The organism is Candidatus Caldatribacterium saccharofermentans, assembly GCF_050267035.1.
GTDB lineage: Bacteria > Atribacterota > Atribacteria > Atribacterales > Caldatribacteriaceae > Caldatribacterium > Caldatribacterium saccharofermentans.
Map to the genome: position 1 here is coordinate 1,080,808 of NZ_CP187957.1, position 17,611 is coordinate 1,098,418.

At 56.4% G+C, this 17,611-nt stretch carries 16 protein-coding genes; 13 read left to right on the top strand and 3 right to left on the bottom strand.

The features are described from left to right. Window positions 1-415: 415 nt before the first annotated feature. The 3 genes from ACPT9Q_RS05505 to ACPT9Q_RS05515 all read left to right on the top strand — a co-directional run bounded on the left by ACPT9Q_RS05505 (window position 416) and on the right by ACPT9Q_RS05515 (window position 3,337). Window positions 416-1,441, top strand: a complete 1,026-nt coding sequence (locus ACPT9Q_RS05505) for a substrate-binding domain-containing protein (RefSeq protein WP_038305345.1) — start codon at window positions 416-418, stop codon at window positions 1,439-1,441. 81 nt (window positions 1,442-1,522) lie between these two features. Then, window positions 1,523-2,530 (top strand): ABC transporter permease, encoded by a 1,008-nt coding sequence (locus tag ACPT9Q_RS05510; RefSeq protein WP_427366643.1) that lies wholly within the window; start codon window positions 1,523-1,525, stop codon window positions 2,528-2,530. Between the two features lie 12 nt (window positions 2,531-2,542). Next, window positions 2,543-3,337 carry an ATP-binding cassette domain-containing protein gene (locus ACPT9Q_RS05515; RefSeq protein WP_427366644.1) on the top strand — a complete coding sequence of 265 codons (795 nt, stop codon included), beginning with the start codon at window positions 2,543-2,545 and terminating at the stop codon, window positions 3,335-3,337. A gap of 674 nt (window positions 3,338-4,011) precedes the next feature. On the opposite strand, the gene ACPT9Q_RS05520 is transcribed toward ACPT9Q_RS05515, so the two are convergent. After that, on the bottom strand, window positions 4,012-4,857 hold the full coding sequence (locus tag ACPT9Q_RS05520) for a phosphatase PAP2 family protein (RefSeq protein ID WP_427366646.1): 846 nt from the start codon (window positions 4,855-4,857) through the stop codon (window positions 4,012-4,014). Continuing rightward, the gene (locus tag ACPT9Q_RS05525; RefSeq protein WP_427366647.1) at window positions 4,835-5,965 is read right to left on the bottom strand and encodes a M28 family metallopeptidase; all 1,131 of its coding nucleotides are present in this window, start codon (window positions 5,963-5,965) and stop codon (window positions 4,835-4,837) included. Before ACPT9Q_RS05525 ends, ACPT9Q_RS05520 begins: the two co-directional genes overlap by 23 nt. A 140-nt stretch (window positions 5,966-6,105) precedes the next feature. Here ACPT9Q_RS05525 and xylB point away from each other — a divergent pair, with 140 nt between their 5' ends. The 9 genes from xylB (at window position 6,106) to ACPT9Q_RS05570 (ending at window position 15,192) form a co-directional block, all read left to right on the top strand. Next, window positions 6,106-7,626, top strand: coding sequence for a xylulokinase (gene xylB, locus ACPT9Q_RS05530; RefSeq protein ID WP_427366648.1), 1,521 nt, complete (start codon window positions 6,106-6,108; stop codon window positions 7,624-7,626). Window positions 7,627-7,640: 14 nt separating this feature from the next. After that, entirely contained in the window at window positions 7,641-8,630 is a 990-nt protein-coding gene (locus ACPT9Q_RS05535) for a carbohydrate kinase family protein (RefSeq protein ID WP_427366723.1), read from the top strand. Continuing rightward, the gene (locus ACPT9Q_RS05540) at window positions 8,627-9,562 is read left to right on the top strand and encodes a 1-phosphofructokinase family hexose kinase (RefSeq protein WP_427366649.1); all 936 of its coding nucleotides are present in this window, start codon (window positions 8,627-8,629) and stop codon (window positions 9,560-9,562) included. Before ACPT9Q_RS05535 ends, ACPT9Q_RS05540 begins: the two co-directional genes overlap by 4 nt. An 18-nt stretch (window positions 9,563-9,580) precedes the next feature. After that, the gene (hpf, locus tag ACPT9Q_RS05545) at window positions 9,581-10,117 is read left to right on the top strand and encodes a ribosome hibernation-promoting factor, HPF/YfiA family (protein WP_017873673.1); all 537 of its coding nucleotides are present in this window, start codon (window positions 9,581-9,583) and stop codon (window positions 10,115-10,117) included. A gap of 3 nt (window positions 10,118-10,120) precedes the next feature. Further along, complete coding sequence (locus tag ACPT9Q_RS05550; protein WP_427366651.1) at window positions 10,121-10,804, top strand: hypothetical protein; 684 nt, start codon at window positions 10,121-10,123, stop codon at window positions 10,802-10,804. Window positions 10,805-10,988: 184 nt separating this feature from the next. Further along, window positions 10,989-12,233, top strand: coding sequence for an HD-GYP domain-containing protein (locus ACPT9Q_RS05555; RefSeq protein WP_427366653.1), 1,245 nt, complete (start codon window positions 10,989-10,991; stop codon window positions 12,231-12,233). Beyond that, entirely contained in the window at window positions 12,220-12,771 is a 552-nt protein-coding gene (locus tag ACPT9Q_RS05560) for a DUF5317 domain-containing protein (RefSeq protein WP_427366654.1), read from the top strand. Before ACPT9Q_RS05555 ends, ACPT9Q_RS05560 begins: the two co-directional genes overlap by 14 nt. Then, window positions 12,755-13,636 (top strand): UTP--glucose-1-phosphate uridylyltransferase GalU, encoded by an 882-nt coding sequence (galU, locus tag ACPT9Q_RS05565; protein WP_427366655.1) that lies wholly within the window; start codon window positions 12,755-12,757, stop codon window positions 13,634-13,636. The genes ACPT9Q_RS05560 and galU overlap by 17 nt, the downstream gene beginning before the upstream one ends. Continuing rightward, a complete protein-coding gene (locus ACPT9Q_RS05570; RefSeq protein ID WP_427366656.1) occupies window positions 13,636-15,192 on the top strand; it encodes an MBL fold metallo-hydrolase RNA specificity domain-containing protein in 1,557 nt (518 codons plus the stop codon). The genes galU and ACPT9Q_RS05570 overlap by 1 nt, the downstream gene beginning before the upstream one ends. Here ACPT9Q_RS05570 and ACPT9Q_RS05575 read toward each other — a convergent pair. Continuing rightward, entirely contained in the window at window positions 15,160-16,785 is a 1,626-nt protein-coding gene (locus ACPT9Q_RS05575; RefSeq protein WP_017873290.1) for a hypothetical protein, read from the bottom strand. The two genes, ACPT9Q_RS05570 and ACPT9Q_RS05575, sit on opposite strands and share 33 nt — an antisense overlap. Window positions 16,786-16,838: 53 nt before the next feature. On the opposite strand from ACPT9Q_RS05575, the gene udp reads away from it, so the two are divergent. Beyond that, window positions 16,839-17,609, top strand: a complete 771-nt coding sequence (gene udp, locus ACPT9Q_RS05580) for a uridine phosphorylase (RefSeq protein WP_427366657.1) — start codon at window positions 16,839-16,841, stop codon at window positions 17,607-17,609. The last annotated feature ends 2 nt before the right edge of the window (window positions 17,610-17,611 follow it).

Genomic DNA, 17,611 nt, shown 5'->3' on the forward strand with positions numbered 1-17,611 from the left:
CAGCTTCACAAGGAAGTACTACTATTTGATTTCCCGGGAATCCCGACAAACAAAGTATCTTTAAAAACAGGTTCTCTGCTCACTCTTTGCAGTGGGCAGGAGTTCTTCCGGAAATTCCCGCTGCAGAGGGTGAAGGTTAAGTTCCTGGATCGAGGGTGTGTCTGGGGTTTCTTCGCGAAGAAACGGTCGCATCCCTCTGCTGGTAGGAGTGCGCCCATAACGGAAGAGCAGGGGCCGAAGATATTGGGAAAGTACCCCTGCAGTAAATATCCCAGCCCCGTTGACAACTTGACTTTTGGTGTCCAAGGTGGTAGCTTCCTGTAGAGGTTAAAAATCTGAAGGAGGGAGGCTGAGAGGAAGGAACAGACAGTAGGGTAAAGTGTTTGGGCGAGATGTTGAAGAAGGAGGGAGAGTCATGAGAAAAGCAAAATTTGTGGTTCTTGTGTGTTTAATGTGTCTTTTGGTGGTTGGGGTTGTTTTTGCCTCTGCTTCTGCCCAGGAGAAGAAGAAACTCGTCTTTGCCTGGATCCCTAAAGCTCTGAACAATCCCGTGTTTGAATTGGGTCGAGATGGAGCCTTTGCCAAGGCAAAGGAACTCTCTGCTACCACGGACTACGAGGTAGAAGTACTCTATGTGGGGTCGGTAGCTTCAGACGCCACTGAACAGGTCAGGGTTGTTGAGGATGTCATCACAAAAGGTGTGGACGGCATTGGTATCTCCTGCAATGACCCGGATGCTCTTGTGGACGTTATTAACAAGGCTGTAGACGCCGGTATCCCGGTGATGACCTGGGACGCCGATGCACCCAAGAGCAAGCGTTTTACCTATCTCGGTGTGAGCAACTATGAGGGTGGCAAGGCCGCTGCAGAACTCCTTATCCGCTACATGGGTACAAAGGGTAAGGTAGCGCTTCTCACCGGGGTTCCGGGAGCTTTGAACCTTGAGGAACGCATTCGGGGATTCAAGGACGTGATCAAGAACTATCCCGAAATCGAAATAGTGACCACCGTAGCGTGCTATGATGACATTTCCAAAGGGGTCGAAGTTGTGGAAGAAGTCATGCAGGCTTACCCTGACTTGACCGGATGGTTCTTCGTGGGCCTTTGGCCACTCTTTGCAGAGCGGGGTTCTATGCCACTCTGGGAGGAAGCCGCAAAGTCTGGCCGAGTGAAGACCGTTGCCTTTGATACCTTGCCGGTGGAGCTTGAGTACCTGAAAGAAGGACTTCTCGTGGGCCTTGTAGGTCAGAAATACTGGGGCTGGGGATACGACACCATTCAGATGCTCTTCGACTACATAGTGAACGGAAAACGCTTCGAGTCCTGGACCGACTCCGGCATGGACATTGTCACTATCCATAACGTTGATGCCATGATCGAGGCCTGGAAGACGGGTGATTTCACAAAACCTCTGCCACCACCATTCCCTGAGGGGGAGTGACCAGCAACGAACACCCCTCCCGGGGATCCCCGGGAGGGGTGTTTTTAAGCAATCCTGCGTGTTTGCCCAGGGGATGTTCGTATGAAGAAGACAAGCCTGTTGCCCACTGATGGAGAGGTCTCCCGGTACGTTGAATTGAGTCTTGGACGCCGCTTTATCCGGAACCAACTGGCTGCTCTCTCAATCATCCTCCTCGGTATGATGGTGACCTTGAGTCTGCTGACCCGCACTTTTCTTACTGCTACCAATATTTTCAATGTTCTGCGGGCCTTTTCCTGGATTGCCATTGCCTCCTTCGGGCAATCCATCGTCATCATAGGTGGGGGCATTGACCTTTCTGCCGGTTCGAATATGGCGCTTTCTGGCATCGTGGCCGGCATGTTCTTAGTCCGGGAGTACGGCGTGGCGTTATCGGTCACCCTTGGCCTTCTGATTACCCTTCTTGTTGGCCTTGCAAACGGAGCCATGGTGAGCAAGACAAAACTCCCTCCTTTTATCGCAACCCTGGGGACGATGAGCATTGTCCGGGGATTCTGTTACGGAATGACCGAAGGGTGGCCAATACGAAATCTCCCCCGGCCCTTTCTTGCCCTGGGGCAAACCGATGTGAGTGTCCTCATATGGCAAATTCCCCTTCCGGCCATCCTCATGGTGCTTTTCGCAATACTCTGTTCAATCCTCCTTGGTCGAACGAAACTGGGCTACCATATCTATGCCGTGGGCGGTAACGAATATGCTGCGGAACTTTCTGGAATTAACGTCGATCGGGTCAAAATCATTGCCTTCACACTCTCGGGATTGTTTGCTGGCATCGGGGGCATCCTCATGACCGCTCGACTGGGTGTAGCTGCTCCGACTGCTGCTCAAGGGTATGAGCTCGACATCATCGCCGCAGCAGTTATTGGAGGTATTAGCCTGAGTGGAGGGGAGGGTAATGTCTGGGGAGCCCTCATTGGAGCCGCCATCATGCAAATCCTGCGCAATGCCCTGGTGCTTTTAGGATTTCCTGCGTACTGGCAACCAGCGGCAATCGGAGCGGTCATCATCGGTGCGGTTATGATCGACATGTACAGGAAAAAGAAAGCGTGAGGGGTGAATTCCATGGGCACAGAGGGTCAGGACAGCAACGTTTTGGTGTCCCAGCCCATCCTCTCTCTCCGGGGTATCTGCAAGTACTTCGGCGGTGTGCATGCCCTGGAAGACGTGGATTTCGACGTTTACCCTCAGGAGGTTGTGGCCTTAGTAGGTGACAACGGTGCTGGGAAATCTACCCTGATCAAAATCATTGCTGGGGTACACCAACCTACTCGGGGAGAAATTTTCTTTTTCAACCGCCCGGTACAGATCCGAAGCCCACGGGATGCACAGATGCTGGGTATCGAAACGGTCTATCAGGAGCTGGCACTGGTTGAAACTCGTGATGTTCCGGCGAATTTCTTCCTTGGCCGGGAACCCACGAAAGACCGGCTGGGTATCTTCGTCGACCGGAAAAAGATGGTGGACGATACCGTTCGAACTCTCAGAGAGCTTGGTATCGACATTCCCTCTCTTAGAACTCCGGTGCGGTACCTCTCAGGGGGGCAAAGACAGGCCCTGGCTATAGGCCGCGTAATGCCCTGGGGAGGAAAAATCATCATCATGGACGAGCCGACCGCAGCCCTTGGGGTGAAAGAATCCCGCCGGGTTCTGGATCTCATTCTCCGGCTTAAGGAAAAGGGGTGTTCGATCATCGTCGTCAGCCACAATATGCGCCATGTGTTCAGTGTTGCTGACCGCATTGTCGTCCTGCGTGGAGGGCGCAAGGTAGGCGATAAGAAAAAGACCGAAACAACCCCAGATGAGATCGTCAAGCTCATTGTGGGAGCAGAGATGCTCTCGCCAGAGGGCGCTTCCTGAGCAAATAGTACGCTCTTACAAAGGTGCACTCGGGTCAATCCATGTTGAGCAGGTGGAGGTAGCGCTGGTGGGGGACTCTTGTTCACGAGAAGAATAATCCTCCGTGGTATTGGTTAGCGCGGGTTTTCGTCCTGAAGGGTCTTCCTCCATTGCCAGGCAGGTTCTCCTCCATGAGTCACCAGGAGAGCAGGGATTCTTGCTCCAGTTCCTGTGGTGCTTCCTTCTGAGACATCGTGTTCGATTTGCAAAAGCCCCTCATCTTCATTCCGATGCTTCCGGACAAATTCCAGGGTTTGAGGTTGAGGTCGATTCTGCTGAGCCACTCTTCCTCAGCGCCTTGAGAAACCACGACCTCCAGAACACTTGACCCACGCATTTCCTGAAAAGTACCTCACAGAGTGTTTGGAGCACCTCCTGACCCTCCTGTTCGATCCGAAGAAGCGCAACACCTCATCATCCACGGGACAATTTCTCCCTGAGCGTTCCCAAGGATAACCTCATTATTGTGTTCTTTCTGGAGCTTTTTCCCTCGCCTTTTCAGGAGACCACTCCACCGTCCGGGTTGATCGCGCCAGCACCAGAACGCAAAAGCAGTACTTGCCGTCGACACCCCTTTTTCTATTCCGCGGGAGAGGAAATTTTTGGAAAAATCAACATCCAGGGTTTCGGGGCCTCTACCAATCCCTCCGTTTCCTCATGCTTTCCACAAGGAGCGGAACGAAGAAAGTGGCGCAGCAGTTCACTAGGAAGTACCGTCCGAAAAGCCAGAGCGCACCGTTCCACGGGACCATTTTTCCTCCCAGGTACACTGCAAGGACCATTCCCGCTCCCCAGAGGTATGCTCTCAGCTCAAGCGGCCTCTCCCTTAGCCCAAGAAGTGTCGTGAGGAAGTACCCGGAGAGTGCCCCGCTCAGAGACCCCGCGACTTTCACAGCAGGAGGGGTCGGGGCAAAGAGGAAGAGCATCAGGCTTCCCAGAACAAGCAGTGCTCCCGCTGCCCAGGGACGCAGAGTGGGAAGGGAGACCCTGGTGAAAAACCGGGCGAGGAACCAGGCGAAGAACATGCCCAGAAAGGCACCGAAGACTACATCCCCAAGATAATGGACCCCAAGGTACATTCGAGAGAGAGCGACACAAAACGTCAAGATTCCTGAAAGCCAGAAGTAGAGGGGTTCCCGGAGGGAAAACGCCAGGAAAAGCCAGAAGGAGGCAACCGACTGGGCATGGCCACTTGGGAAGGAGAAATCCTCAGGGGTTTCAAGGATGCGCAAGCCCGCTCCTGCAGGACGGGGAAGGGCGAAGAGGGCTTTCAGGAGGAAGTTCGCATAAAGCGAAACGAGGACCACAAAGGCCAGGCGTATGGCAAAGGCTCTCTGTGTCCTCCAGTAAAGGAGGACGAGGACACCGAAGTAGAAAAACTCACTCCCCAGAAGGGAAATTCCCCGCATGAGGAGGTCGAGGAAAGGCGAAGAAACTCGCTGAATGGCAAGGAGCAGCTCAACGCTTTGCAGGAGATTCATGGCGGCGCGCTATCCACGAAAGCACAAGCTGTACAGCCTTTTCCAGATTGTCTCTTGCAAGGTTCTCCACGGTGTCGGTGTGCCAGTGCCAGTTCACCGGCAATCCCTGTTCTCCCAGAGCGATGATGGTTGCGGCAGTGAATCCCCGGGCAAGGAGGGGGGTGGCATCGGTAGAAAGCCCAAGGTAAGGCCGAAAGGCCAGAAAGGGCAGGGAGAGCTTCCGGAACTCCGCAACGAGGTCCGGTGAAGCTTCGTAAATCCTCCACATACCCTCCTGAGTAGCCAGGGTGAGCCTCCCGCTCCCTATGTTATCAAGGTTTATAATGGGCTTTCCCCGCAGTTTCGGCCCATGCTTTGCAATGAAATGCAGAGCTCCCCAGTTCCCTGATTCTTCGGCTCCCGTAACCACAACCCAGAAAGGGATTCCCTGGTCTTTGAGGATTCGCGAAAGCTCTAACGCCACGGCCACGCCGCTTCCGTTGTCGTTTGCCCCGGGGGAGGGTGGCATGGCCACTTCCCGGTGGAGGTGCCCGAAGGCGAGAAAGAGGAGGTAAAGCGCAAAGGGCAGGGCGATCCAGAACCAGAGTTTCAGGGGGAAGAATACGGCGAGCACGCTCACTCCCGTAATGGCAAGCGATGCAATGATGAAAAGAAGCAGGGATACCCGGGGACTGGTGACAAAGCGGGGATGGAAGAAGATCGAGGTGGTGGCGGAATCGGCGTGGGCCAGGAGGACAACCTCCGGGTCTTCGCCATTTTTCCCCAGGACGTTGCCTGAAGTGTGGAAGCGAAAGAGCCAGCTCACAAGAGGAAAGGTTGAGAGTTCAAAGTACTCAAGAACAAGGAGCACCAGGCTTGAGATGGCCGAAAGAAGCGGAATGCGGGGGAGGACAAGACCTGCCTGGGCAAGCCCAAGCCAGAACACCAGGTACGCCCAGGTGTAGGTGGCTGGTGCCCGGAAGCCCTCCTGTTCTGTCTGAAGGCCAAGATGGTCAAGGGTTTCCTGGACGAAAAGGAGGAATTCTCGTTCCTTGTGAGAAGCCGAGGGACGGGGTCCAAAGCTCTGGAGCCTCGTCAGCACATGGTCCAAAAGACTTTCCTGGCTCATGTTCTTCGCCCTTCTCCATTGTATCTTGCGAACAAGAGAGTGTAAAGGCTTGAGTTCTCGGGAAAAGATGCGACGGAGAATATGGTACAATTCCTCAAAAGAGAGCTTTCCTTCAAGGACCTTCGGAGGTGAGGGAGGGTATGGAGTACTTTCTGGGGATTGATGTGGGAACGACAGGGTGCAAGGTTGTCCTTATCGACGAGAAAGGGGAACTCCGGGGGAAGGGCGTGGCCGAGTACCCTCTGTACACCCCTCGCCCGAACTGGGCCGAGCAGAATCCTGAAGACTGGTGGCAGGGGACGGTACAGGCGCTCAAAAAGGTTTTAGAGATTTCAGGGATTGACCCCAGGGATGTCTCCGGTATCGGCCTCACAGGCCAGATGCATGGTTCGGTCTTTCTGAACGACCGGGGTGAGGTTCTTCGCCCGGCGATTCTCTGGTGCGACCAGCGGACGGCCCGGGAATGCCAGGAAATCACAGAAAGAGTTGGTCTTGAGCGCATCATGAGCATTAACTGTAACCCCGTTCTTCCCGGCTTCACCGCCCCGAAAATCCTCTGGGTGAAGAACAACGAACCGGAGGTCTACCGGAGAATTTCTAAGGTGCTCCTCCCCAAGGACTACGTTCGTTTCCGGCTTTCAGGAGAATTTGCCACCGATGTCTCCGATGCTTCAGGAACCTCCCTCTTTGATGTTCCCAAAAGACAGTGGTCGGAGGAACTCATCAGGGCTTTGGATTTCTCCCCCTCCTGGTTTCCGCCCTCCTTTGAGTCGCCTGAAGTGACGGGACGCATAAAACGGGAGGTCGCAGAGCTTCTGGGGATGCGGGAGGACGTCCTTGTGGTTGCCGGTGGCGGGGATAATGCGGCAGGGGCCATCGGTACAGGTATCGTGAGGCCCGGGCTGGTCTCGGCAAGCATCGGTACCTCGGGAGTGGTGTTTGCTTTTAGCGACGAGGTTCGGGTGGATCCAAAAGGTCGGGTGCACACCTTCTGCCATGCGGTCCCCGGGAAATGGCATGTCATGGGCGTGATGCTTTCGGCGGGGGGTTCTCTCCGGTGGTTCCGGGATGTTTTAGGGCTTGAAGAGAAGAACATGGCTATGCTCCTTGAAAAGGATGCATATGAACTCCTGAGTGAAGAGGCAGAAAAATCGGCTCCTGGAGCCGAAGGGCTGCTCTTTCTTCCTTACCTCACCGGGGAACGAACGCCTCATGCGGACCCCTTTGCCCGGGGTGTCTTCTTCGGTCTCACCCTGAAGCACCGCAAGAACGACCTCGTCCGGGCAGTGATGGAAGGGGTGACCTTCGGTATGCGGGACTCCTTCGAAATCATCCGGGAGATGGGCATCCCCATTGAGGAAGTCCGGGCTATCGGTGGTGGAGCAAAGAGCCCGCTCTGGCGGAAAATCCAGGCTGCGGTGTACCAGGTGCCCCTCTTTGGCGTGAAGGTGGACGAGGGTCCAGCGTTTGGCGCTGCACTCCTTGCTGCTGTGGGGCGAGGAGTCTTCCGGAACGTCGAGGAAGCCTGTGCCCGGGCTGTGGCAGTGACTGAAAAGGTCCTCCCCGATGAGCACCTTATGGCAAGGTACGAGCACCTCTACCGTATCTGGCGGGACCTCTATCCGGTACTGGCTCCGTTCTACCGGAGAATTGCAGAGTGAGGTGATAGACTTTGGTGTCTCTCGACAAGAAGGCACTGTGCCTTGGGGAACTCCTCATCGATTTCGTTTCCACCGCAAGCGGTGTGACGCTGAAGGACGCCCCGGGGTTTGAGAAGGCTCCTGGAGGAGCCCCGGCCAACGTCGCGGTGGGGCTGGCCAGACTCGGGATCGAGACCTACTTTATCGGGAAGGTGGGAAAGGACGCCTTTGGGGAATTTCTGCGGGAGACCCTGGCCCGAAACGGCGTCAATACCCGCTTTCTCACTATGACAGAAAAGGCCAAAACCACTCTGGCCTTTGTCTCCCTCACGAAAGAGGGTGAACGGGACTTCGTCTTCTACCGGGATCCGGGAGCGGATACCCTTCTTGACCAGAGTGACGTCACCGAGGAGTGCTTTCAGGGGAGCGGGGTCTTCCACTTTGGTTCCATCACCATGACCCATGAACCTGCCTGCAGTGCAACCTTAAAAGCCCTGGGGCTTGCTGAAAAGTACGGGTACCTCATATCCTTTGACCCCAACCTCAGGTTGCAGCTCTGGAAGGATCCTGAAGAGGCCCGGTTCCGCATGCGCCAGGGGCTTGAGAAAGCTCATGTCCTCAAAGTGAACGAGGAAGAGGCCAGATTCATCGCTGCAAGCGAAAACCTTGAGGAGGCCCTGGAGTTTTTGCAAGAGCGGTACCGCCTTGCCCTCATTGCGGTGACGCTGGGGAAGAAGGGGTGCCTTGTGGTCAGCGGGAAAAAGCGGCTTGAGGTTCCCGGGTTTTCCGTGGCCACGGTGGACACTACAGGAGCAGGGGATGGATTCGTCGCTGGGCTCCTGAGTTCCCTGTACATGTTCTGGAGGGACCTCCGGGATGGGAAAAACATTCCTGAAGACGCACTGTACCACGCAGCGCGGCGGGCTAACGCCGTTGGTGCGCTCACCACGACCAGAAAGGGTGCCATCCCGGCCCTGCCGACCCAGGAAGAAGTGGAGATTTTCCTGGAGGAGCACTCCCTGTGATTTTCGTTCTCTGCGCTAACCCGGCTCTGGATCGTCTCCTTGTCCTTGATGAGGTTGTCCTTGATGAGGTTCACCGGGCAAGGGATGTCACCGTGACTCCTGGGGGAAAGGGAGTGAACGTGGCTCGGGCAATCCACCGGGCCGGTGGAAAGGCAAAACTCCTCCTTTTCCTTGGAGGAAGAGTGGGGGAGATAATGGTTGAAAGCCTGCGCAGAGAGAACCTTGATTTTCTCTTCTGGCCGCTTTGGGAGGAAACGCGGATCACCACCGTCCTTCATGAAGAGAAAACCAGGCGGCACACGGTCATTAACGAGCCCGGACCTTTAGTGCCTCTTGCTCAGGCGGTGCAATGCCTCCGCTTCCTTGAAGAGTACCTCGGAGAAGGGGATTATCTCATCCTTTCGGGATCGCTCCCCCGGGGACTACGGGTCGATTTCTACGCAGAATGCGCAAGAAGAGTTTCAGGAAAAGGCGTGCGGGTGGTTGTGGATACCTCGGGGGAACCGCTGAGGAGGGCTTTGCAAAATCCGCTATTTATGGTAAAACCGAATGTGAAAGAAGCTGAAGAGGTCCTTGGTTTTCCCATCCGTTCTTTCGAGGATAAGCTCAGGGCTGTGGCCCTCTTTGAGGAAAAGGGAGTGGCATGCGTGGTGCTCTCCGATGGTCCCCGGGGAATTGTGGCTTCCTGGAAAGGGGAACGGTGGTCTGTGAGGCTCAAGGAGGCCGTCCACGGGGAGTATTTCATCGGTTCAGGGGATACCCTTGTTGGGGTGCTCGTTCTTCGTCTTTCCCAGGGGGTACCCTTTGCAGAGGCCCTTCGCTTTGCTACAGCCTGTGGTCTTGCCAACACCTTCTCAAGGGGTGCCGGGGTTTTTGACCCTGCTGTGGTTCCACGGTGCCTGGAAGCCGTTGTGGTGGAGCCAATTCCATGAAACGGGGAGGTTGAAGCGGTGGAAATTGTGGTGCGAGGGAAAAACGTCGAAATCACCGATTTTATCCGGGATCACGTGACGAAGAAACTCGCAAAGCTTGAGCGCTTCTTTAAGCGTATCCTGGACGCGACGGTGCATTTTTACTCGGAACGTGGACGGATAAAAGTTGAGGTCACCATGACCGCAAGCGGAGTGGTACTCCGAGGGGAAGGCGAGGGACCCGACTGGAGAACGGCCTTTGATGAAGTCCTGGAGAAACTCGAGCGTCAGGTCAAGCGCCACAAGGAAAAACTCGAACGCAAAGGCCTTTTGAGGAAAGAGGAGCTCGTGGCGCTTGAGGAGGTTCCCGGCGAAACCGAGGAGATAAAGGTTTCTGACCGGGTGGTTAAAGTCAAGGAGTTCGTCCTTCGACCCATGAGCCTTGAGGACGCGATTCTCCAGATGGAACTCCTGGGGCATACCTTTTTTGTTTTTAAGGACCTTGATAAGGAGAAGGTCCAGGTGGTATATAAGAGGAAAGACGGGAATTATGGTCTCATCGACCTTGTCTACTGAGCCATGGCAAAGGGCATCGATACCCGGGCTTTAGAAAAGGCCATTGAGTGCCTTGAGGGTGTCCTCAATGCCAGGGTTGTGGGGGAGACGGCTATCGAGGAAATCCACGTCCTGGCCCGGCCGACGAAGTCTCCCAAGCTCCTTGTCCGGGATATCGAGACCCTGCTGAAAGCCCGCTTTGGCCTTGATGTGGACCACAAGAAAGTTAGCGTCGTCACCTTCGATCTTGAGGGAGAAACCCGGTGGTTTGTTCCCCGCCTGGTTCTCTGGGGCCTGGGGTGGAAGAAGACCCCCGACACCGTCCAGGTTGAGGTTGAGGTGAAGCTTGGGGAGCGAACCTACAAGGGGGTGGCCACAGAGAGCGCCTCCCGGGTTCGAAGCCATGCTTTTCTGGTTGCCAGAGCCACACTCAACTGCCTCAATCAGATTGTGGGGGATACCCTTTTTGTGCTCCACAATGTCTCCACGCACCACCTCGGGGACATCGAGGTTGTCCTGACCTTTGTGGACTACGCCCAGCCCGGGGCAAGGAGAGAAGAAGACCTTCTTGTGGGGACGGCCCTGGTGCGGGAGGATATCTACGAGGCTGTTGCCCGGGCAACTCTTGATGCCGTCAATCGGAAACTGGTATTCCATATAGAGCGTTTCGAGGAGGAAGAGGGTGGGCCAACAGCGTCTTCACCATGAGCGGAGCGGTTGCCATCCCCAGGAAGCGGAAGGGGATGAGAAACACACGAAGGAGGGTCCACAATGGCGAAGGTCCTGAGCGTGCTCCTTGGCCTGCTGGCCATCATCCTCGCCAGCGGGGCTGGTTTCACCTGGAGGTAGACCTTTGACCTTCCCTGTTGGCCCGCCCTGAAGGGTGGCGTTAATGAAGCGTTTGGTATTTTTCCTCTATCTGGGCTGTGTCATTGGGACGGGTCTTGGAATTCTGGGGCTTTCTCTCCTTCGTCTTTCCTGGTCGCCTCACCTTCTCTCGCTCTTTGCGACCTTCACCACCCTGACCCTTGTGGCGGAACTCCTCCCGGTGTATCTGCGGCCTGAGGCGGCCATTTCGGTGAGCTTTGCTCCTCTTTACGCCGCAATCCTTCTTTCCTCACCCTTTTTGGCTACTCTCATCGCCTTTGTAGCGGCATTTTCCGGAACTTTGAAGTCCCGATGGTACAAGAGCCTTTTCAACGGCGCCCAGTATGCCATTTCGGCTTTTCTTTCGGGTCTTGTCTTTGAGCGCCTGGGGGGGTACGGTTTCCACTGGAATGAACCCCTCTTTTACCTTGCGGTTGGCGCCTCCATTGGGATCTTTTTTCTGTGTAACGTATTGCTCGTCCTGACCGTGGTTTCTCTGAGCAGTAACGTCCCCCTGACAGCAATCTGGCGGCAGAGCATCAACGGTATCCTTCTCCAGTACTTCGCCCTCTTCCCTTTCTCCCTTCTCCTGTACTTTGTCTATAACTACGTGGGCTATGTGGGTATTGCCCTCTTCTTCCTGCCCCTTCTTGTGGCCCGGTACTCCTTCAAGCTCTTCGTGGATACGAAAAGAATGCACCTTGAACTTCTGCGGGCCCTCACCGCGGCGGTGGACGCCAAAGACCCCTACACCCGGGGACACTCTGCCCGGGTGGCTCAGCTTGCCCTTCGCATTGCCGACTGCCTGAACCTTTCGGGGAAGGAGAAGGAGGTCATCGAGTACGCCGCCATTCTCCATGATGTGGGGAAAATCGGCATCACCGACACCATTTTGAGTAAACCCGGGAGACTGAGCCCTGAAGAGTACCGGGTTATCCAGGAACACCCCCTCATCGGGTACCGGATTGTGAAGGACGTGGATTTTCTGCGGCGGGTAGCGGAAATCATCCTCACGCACCATGAGCGCTGCAACGGTCATGGGTACCCGGAAGGCCGAAAGATGGAGGAGATTCCCCTTGAAGCCCGGATTGTGGCTGTTGCCGATGTCTTCGATGCCTTAACCTCAGAGCGGCCCTACCGGAGGGCGTACACGGTGGACGAGGCACTGGAAATCATGGAGAACGAGGAAGAGGGGCACTTCGACCCTAAAATCCTTGCAGTTCTCAAAGACCTCGTTTCCTCGGGAGCGTGGCGCCGTGATTCTCCTTGATTTTTTCCTTGCCGGACTCCTCCTGGGATTGCTTTTTGGGGGAAAGCTCACACGGCTTTCCCGGGTGCCACTACCGTTTTTCTGGGTGGTGGTGGCAGGATTTGGTGTTCGCTTTGCCGCTTTTGGTCTTCGGGCAAACTTCGTTCCTCTTTTGCAGACTTTCGGCATGGCTCTCGTTTTTGTGGGAACGCTCCTTGGGATTCGGCTTTTCGGAATGCCCCTTGTGAGCCTGGGAGCTTTTTTGAACTTCCTTGTGGTCCTCGCCAACGGGGGACGGATGCCTGCCTCGGCTGAAGTTGCCGAGCGTCTTGGTCTTGCAACCATTGCCGGGCACCTCAGGGCAGGTCGTTACCCGGAGTACGTCCTCATGGGCCCCTCGACCCGCTTGAACTTCCTCGGGGACATCATCCCGTATTTCTCTTTCGTTTTTCGCCGGGCCTTCGTAGCGAGTATCGGAGATTACCTCCTGGGAGTCGGGATTTTCCTGGTGCTCTTCCATTACCTCCGAAAGGGGGGAGAGGATGGAACGAAAGATTAGCAAAGCGGTGCTTCCGGTGGCGGGGCTTGGAGTACGGCTTTTGCCGGCGACCAAAACCCAGCCCAAGGAAATGCTCCCCATCGTGGATCGGCCGGCGGTTCAGTACGTGGTGGAGGAGGCTGTAGCATCGGGTATCGAGAACCTGCTCTTTGTGACCGGGCGGGGGAAACGGGCGATTGAGGACTACTTTGACTTTGCGGTGGAACTTGAACAGGAGCTCAGAAACCGGGGGAAGGAACACCTCCTTGAGGAAATCCGAGGGGTGGGGAACTCCGCCCACATCTTCTACGTCCGGCAGAAATCCCCCCGGGGCCTTGGCGATGCCGTGTGGCAGGCGAAAGCCTTCGTAGGAGAGGAACCCTTTGCCGTCCTTCTCCCTGATGACATCATCGTGAGTGACACCCCCTGTCTTGCCCAGATGCTTCGTCTTTTCACGGACCGTCCTGGAATCTACGTGGCTCTCATCGAGGTCCCAAGAGAGGAGGTTACCCAGTGGGGGATTGTGAAGGGGAGAGAGATTGCTCCCCGGCTGTACGTTATTGAGGATCTTGTGGAAAAGCCAGAACCCGAAGAAGCGCCCTCAACCCTTGCGGTAGTGGGGCGGTACATCCTGTCCCCCTCGATTTTCGATGCTCTGGCACAGACCCCTCCTGGGAAAGGCGGAGAGATTCAGCTCACCGATGCCATCCGGAGGCTTCTTGAGAAAGAACCGGTATACGGGTATCGCTTTGCGGGGGAGTACTTCGGAGTGGGGAGTAAAATCGGCTACCTCAAGGCCAACGTGGCCTTTGCCCTGCGCCGAGAAGACCTGGCACCGGAGTTTCGGGCTTTCCTTCGAGGCCTTGTGGAGAGGGGGCTTGTGTAGTGGAAATCACCTTCTTTGGTGCCACCCGTGAAGTGACTGGCTCCTGTTACCTTGTTCGGGGGAAAGACGTCACCTTCCTCGTTGACTGTGGCATGTTCCAGGGAGGGGAAAGAAACCGGAATGCACCACCCTTCCCCTTTGCTCCCCGGGACATCGACTTTGTCCTCCTCACCCATGCCCACCTGGACCACTCGGGGAGAATTCCTCTCCTTGTCCGGGAAGGTTTCCAGGGGAAAATCTACGCCACCCTCCCCACCATAGAGCTCTGCCGAATTCTCTTCTACGACACTGTAAAGCTCATGAGAGAAGAAGTGGAGCGGGAGAACCGTCGCCGGAGACGCTCGGGAAAGCCGGAGATTGCTCCGCTTTTCGGGGAAGAGGAAGTGGAAAAAGCCCTGGAGCTTTTTGAGCCAGTGGGGTACGACGAAATTGCCGAGGAAAAAGGCGTGGAGTTTGTCTTCCGGGATGCCGCCCATATCCTTGGGGCCGCGGTGCTTGAGGTCTGGGGTGAGGGGACGAAGGTTGTCTTTTCGGGGGACATTGGGCAGTTCGGGAACGTCATGGAGGGATCTCCCCCGGTGATCGAGGAGGCCGACTTTGTGGTTATAGAGTCAACCTATGGGAATCGCCGCCACAAAACTCTTGAGGAGACCCGGAGAGAGTTCGCCCAGGTCATGCAGGACGCCATGGGGACCTGCGGCAAGGTCCTCATCCCTACCTTTGTGGTGGACCGGGCCCAGCGGGTCCTTTACGAGATTCGCCTGCTCCGGGACTCTGTGGGATTGCATTGCCCGGTGTACTTTGATAGCCCCCTGGGGAAGCAGACGACCGACATCTACCTCAAGTACCGGCACCTCCTCTCAGGGGAGCTGGAGAGACTCCATCTTCAGGACGACGATCCCTTCGGGTTTCCGGGTTTGACCTACGTCACCACCCCTGAGGAGTCAAAAGCTCTCAATGACCTTGACCACGCCATTATCCTCGCGGGAAGCGGTATGTGCACGGGTGGGCGCATTCTCCACCACCTGAAGCACAACCTCTTTAAAGCAACGACCATCGTGGTCTTTGTGGGCTTCCAGTCCCGGGGGACGCTGGGACGGGCACTGGTTGATGGGGCAAAGCTCGTCCACATCTTCGATGAGGACATCGCCGTTCGAGCCCGCATCGCCACCATCAACGGCTTTTCCGCCCATGGGGACCAGGAGGACCTCCTCCGTTGGGTGGGGTATTTCAGGAGCCGTCCCGTTTTCCTCGTCACCCATGGAGAAGAGGAGATTGCGGAGGCCTTTGCCCAGGCTCTGCGCGAGAAGGGTTTTGAGGCTATAGTCCCCGCCTTTGGGGACACCCTGGACCTCCCTCGCAGGACCGTTGTGGCCGTTCCCCGAATGCCCGAAAAGGAAGACATCGTTGAGAGGCTTGAGAGGGAGATTCAGAAACTCCGTGGGAGAACCCTCACCCAGGAAAGCGAAGTCCTCCTGCAGTCGGCTCTGATCCTTCTTGAGGAGGCCGGACGGCGGAGTACCTCAGCCGATGAACTCCCGAAGGATGGAGTTTGAGGGGACAAAGGACGGGTTGAGGAGCATGAAGTGGTTGAGGAAGGAGTACAGGCGGTAGGCCTCGAGGTAACTCGGACTCTCAGGGGTGATGGCCCGCAGGAGCGCCTCGGCGTACTGGCGGAGGATACAGAACTCGTAGATGAGCGAAGAGTTGAACATGATGTCGGCCTCTTCCTGGTAGGGGAAAATGTACTTTTCCTCGCCAGCCCGAACCTTCGGCCAGGTGGCAAAGACCTCCTCGGCTTTACTTCCGCGGAACTGGCTGTCTCGCACGATCCGGCGGATGAGCCGGCAGTCAGTGGTGGGGATGCGGTTGTGGTCGTCGATGTTGAGGGTGGTGAGGGCGCTGACGTAGATTTTGAACTTCTCCTCTTCCGGAATGTCCTGGGAGAGCCGGGGGTTCAGGGCATGGAGCCCCTCAACGAGGATGATGCCGTCCTTTTCGAGGCGGCTGCGAATCCCCCGGGGTTCCCGCGTTCCGGTGATGAAGTTGTAGCGGGGGATTTCGACTTCCTTTCCTGCGACAAGGAGGAGCAGCTGTTCTCTGAAGAGTTCAAGGTCCAGGGCTTCGGGGCTCTCGTAGTCCTGGACAGAGCCCTGGAGTTCGTGGCGGGAGAGGAAGTAGTCGTCAAGGGAGATGGTGATGGGCCTCCAGCCGTTGACCCGAAGCTGCGTATAGAGCCTCCGGGTGAAGGTCGTTTTCCCTGAGGATGAAGGGCCGGCGATGAGCACGAGCTTCAGGCTCCCCTTGCGCTGGGTGATGAGGTCCGCAATCTGGGCAATCTTTTTTTCATGGAGCGCCTCGGCGATGGCGATGATTTCCTTCCCCTCTCCTCGGGCAATGGCCTCATTCAGTTCCCCCACGTTCTCGATGTTCATGATCTTCCCCCACTGCGCCGCTTCTTTGAAGGCGCTGAAGAGCTTGGGGCGAAAGACAAATGGTGGGAGCTTTCCTGTGTCGTCTTTGGGGAACTGGACGATGAACCCCGGAGGGACAACGACGAAACCGAAGGAGGTGAGGTATCCCGTTCGGGGGCAGAGGGGACCGTAGTAATGGTCGTAGAAATCGCCAAGGCGGTACAGGGGCACGGCCGGGGTTCTCAGGTAACGGAAAAGCCGTATCACGTCTTCCCGTCCTCTACGGGTGTAGATGTGGATGGCCTTTTCCCAGTTAACCACTTCCCGCTCAATAGGGAGGTCCTGGGCGATGGTCTCCCGCATGACCTTTTCGATGGTCTCGAGGAGGTCCGAGAGGTTGTGTTCGGCATCCTCGACCTCGCAGAAGAGTCCATCGCTCATGGAGTGGAGGACACGAAGTCTCTTCCCGGGAAGGACCTGGGATACAGCATAACTTAGAAGGAAAAGCAGACTCCGGACGTAAGTGCGCCGCCCTTCAGGGTGCCCGAAGGGGAAGAAGACCACCGTGTGGTCCTTTTCCACCCGGCTACTGAGGTCAACGATTTCCCCATCAAGCTGCGCTGCAAGGAAAAAACGGTACTTTTCCGGGTACACTCGCCTGATGATGTCTTCAAGCGTTTCCCCAGGCGTCGCAAGAATAGTCGTTCCGTCTTCAAGCGCGATCTGGCATTCCATGGCCTCTTCTCCTTTTGTGTATTTTATCCGAAAATAGAGAGGAGGTGAAGGCAGTGTACCGGGCGTATCATCTGGCACTTACCGAGAAGGATGTGGAGGGCGTGCGTCTTGCGCTCCTTCCCGGGGCTCCGGAGCGAGTTGAGGTCCTGGCCCGCGCCTTCGGGGAGGTGAGGATTCTTGCCGTTCACCGGGAGTTCAAGAGCGCTCTGGCCATAGGGGAGGAAGGGGAAATCCTTGTGGTCTCAACGGGTATTGGAGGACCTTCTCTGAGCATTGCCGTTGAGGAGCTGGCCCGTCTGGGGATTCAGTGGTTTATCCGGGTGGGAACCTGTGGGGCGATTCAGCCGGATATTGCGGTGGGGGATCTTGTCGTGAGCGAAGGCGCGGTGCGCCTTGACGGGGCTTCCCTCCATTACGCCCCCGTGGAATACCCTGCGGTTTCGGATTGGAGGACGGTGGTGTTCCTTCAGGAGGCCTGTGAGGAAGCGGGGGTTCCGTACCATCTGGGCGTCACCTGTTCCTCGGCAACGTTTTACCCGGGACAGGAACGGTACGACACATTCTCCCGGTATGTTCTCCGGAGTTTCCAGGGAAGCCTCAGGGAGTGGCAGGCACTCAGAGTGCTGAACTACGAGATGGAAGTGGCGACGCTTTTCGTGCTCGCCCGGGTGTTCGGGCTGAGGGCTGGAGCCATCTGTGGGGTTCTGGTGAACCGGACGAAGGACGAGCGGGTGGCGGAGGAGGTTGTGGCGGATGTGGAGGCGCGTCTTGCTCGGGTTTCGGCACTGGCGGCGCGACGGATTCTCCGCTTTCTGAAGTCGTGAAG

What these genes read in the sequence shown, in the direction of transcription:
- ACPT9Q_RS05520 (WP_427366646.1), bottom strand. Translation starts at nt 4,857, where the DNA reads ATGAATCTCCTGCAAAGCGTTGAGCTGCTCCTTGCCATTCAGCGAGTT.
- ACPT9Q_RS05550 (WP_427366651.1), top strand. Translation starts at nt 10,121, where the DNA reads ATGGCAAAGGGCATCGATACCCGGGCTTTAGAAAAGGCCATTGAGTGC.
- galU (WP_427366655.1), top strand. Translation starts at nt 12,755, where the DNA reads ATGGAACGAAAGATTAGCAAAGCGGTGCTTCCGGTGGCGGGGCTTGGA.
- ACPT9Q_RS05555 (WP_427366653.1), top strand. Translation starts at nt 10,989, where the DNA reads ATGAAGCGTTTGGTATTTTTCCTCTATCTGGGCTGTGTCATTGGGACG.
- ACPT9Q_RS05510 (WP_427366643.1), top strand. Translation starts at nt 1,523, where the DNA reads ATGAAGAAGACAAGCCTGTTGCCCACTGATGGAGAGGTCTCCCGGTAC.
- ACPT9Q_RS05525 (WP_427366647.1), bottom strand. Translation starts at nt 5,965, where the DNA reads ATGAGCCAGGAAAGTCTTTTGGACCATGTGCTGACGAGGCTCCAGAGC.
- xylB (WP_427366648.1), top strand. Translation starts at nt 6,106, where the DNA reads ATGGAGTACTTTCTGGGGATTGATGTGGGAACGACAGGGTGCAAGGTT.
- ACPT9Q_RS05505 (WP_038305345.1), top strand. Translation starts at nt 416, where the DNA reads ATGAGAAAAGCAAAATTTGTGGTTCTTGTGTGTTTAATGTGTCTTTTG.
- ACPT9Q_RS05515 (WP_427366644.1), top strand. Translation starts at nt 2,543, where the DNA reads ATGGGCACAGAGGGTCAGGACAGCAACGTTTTGGTGTCCCAGCCCATC.
- ACPT9Q_RS05575 (WP_017873290.1), bottom strand. Translation starts at nt 16,785, where the DNA reads ATGGAATGCCAGATCGCGCTTGAAGACGGAACGACTATTCTTGCGACG.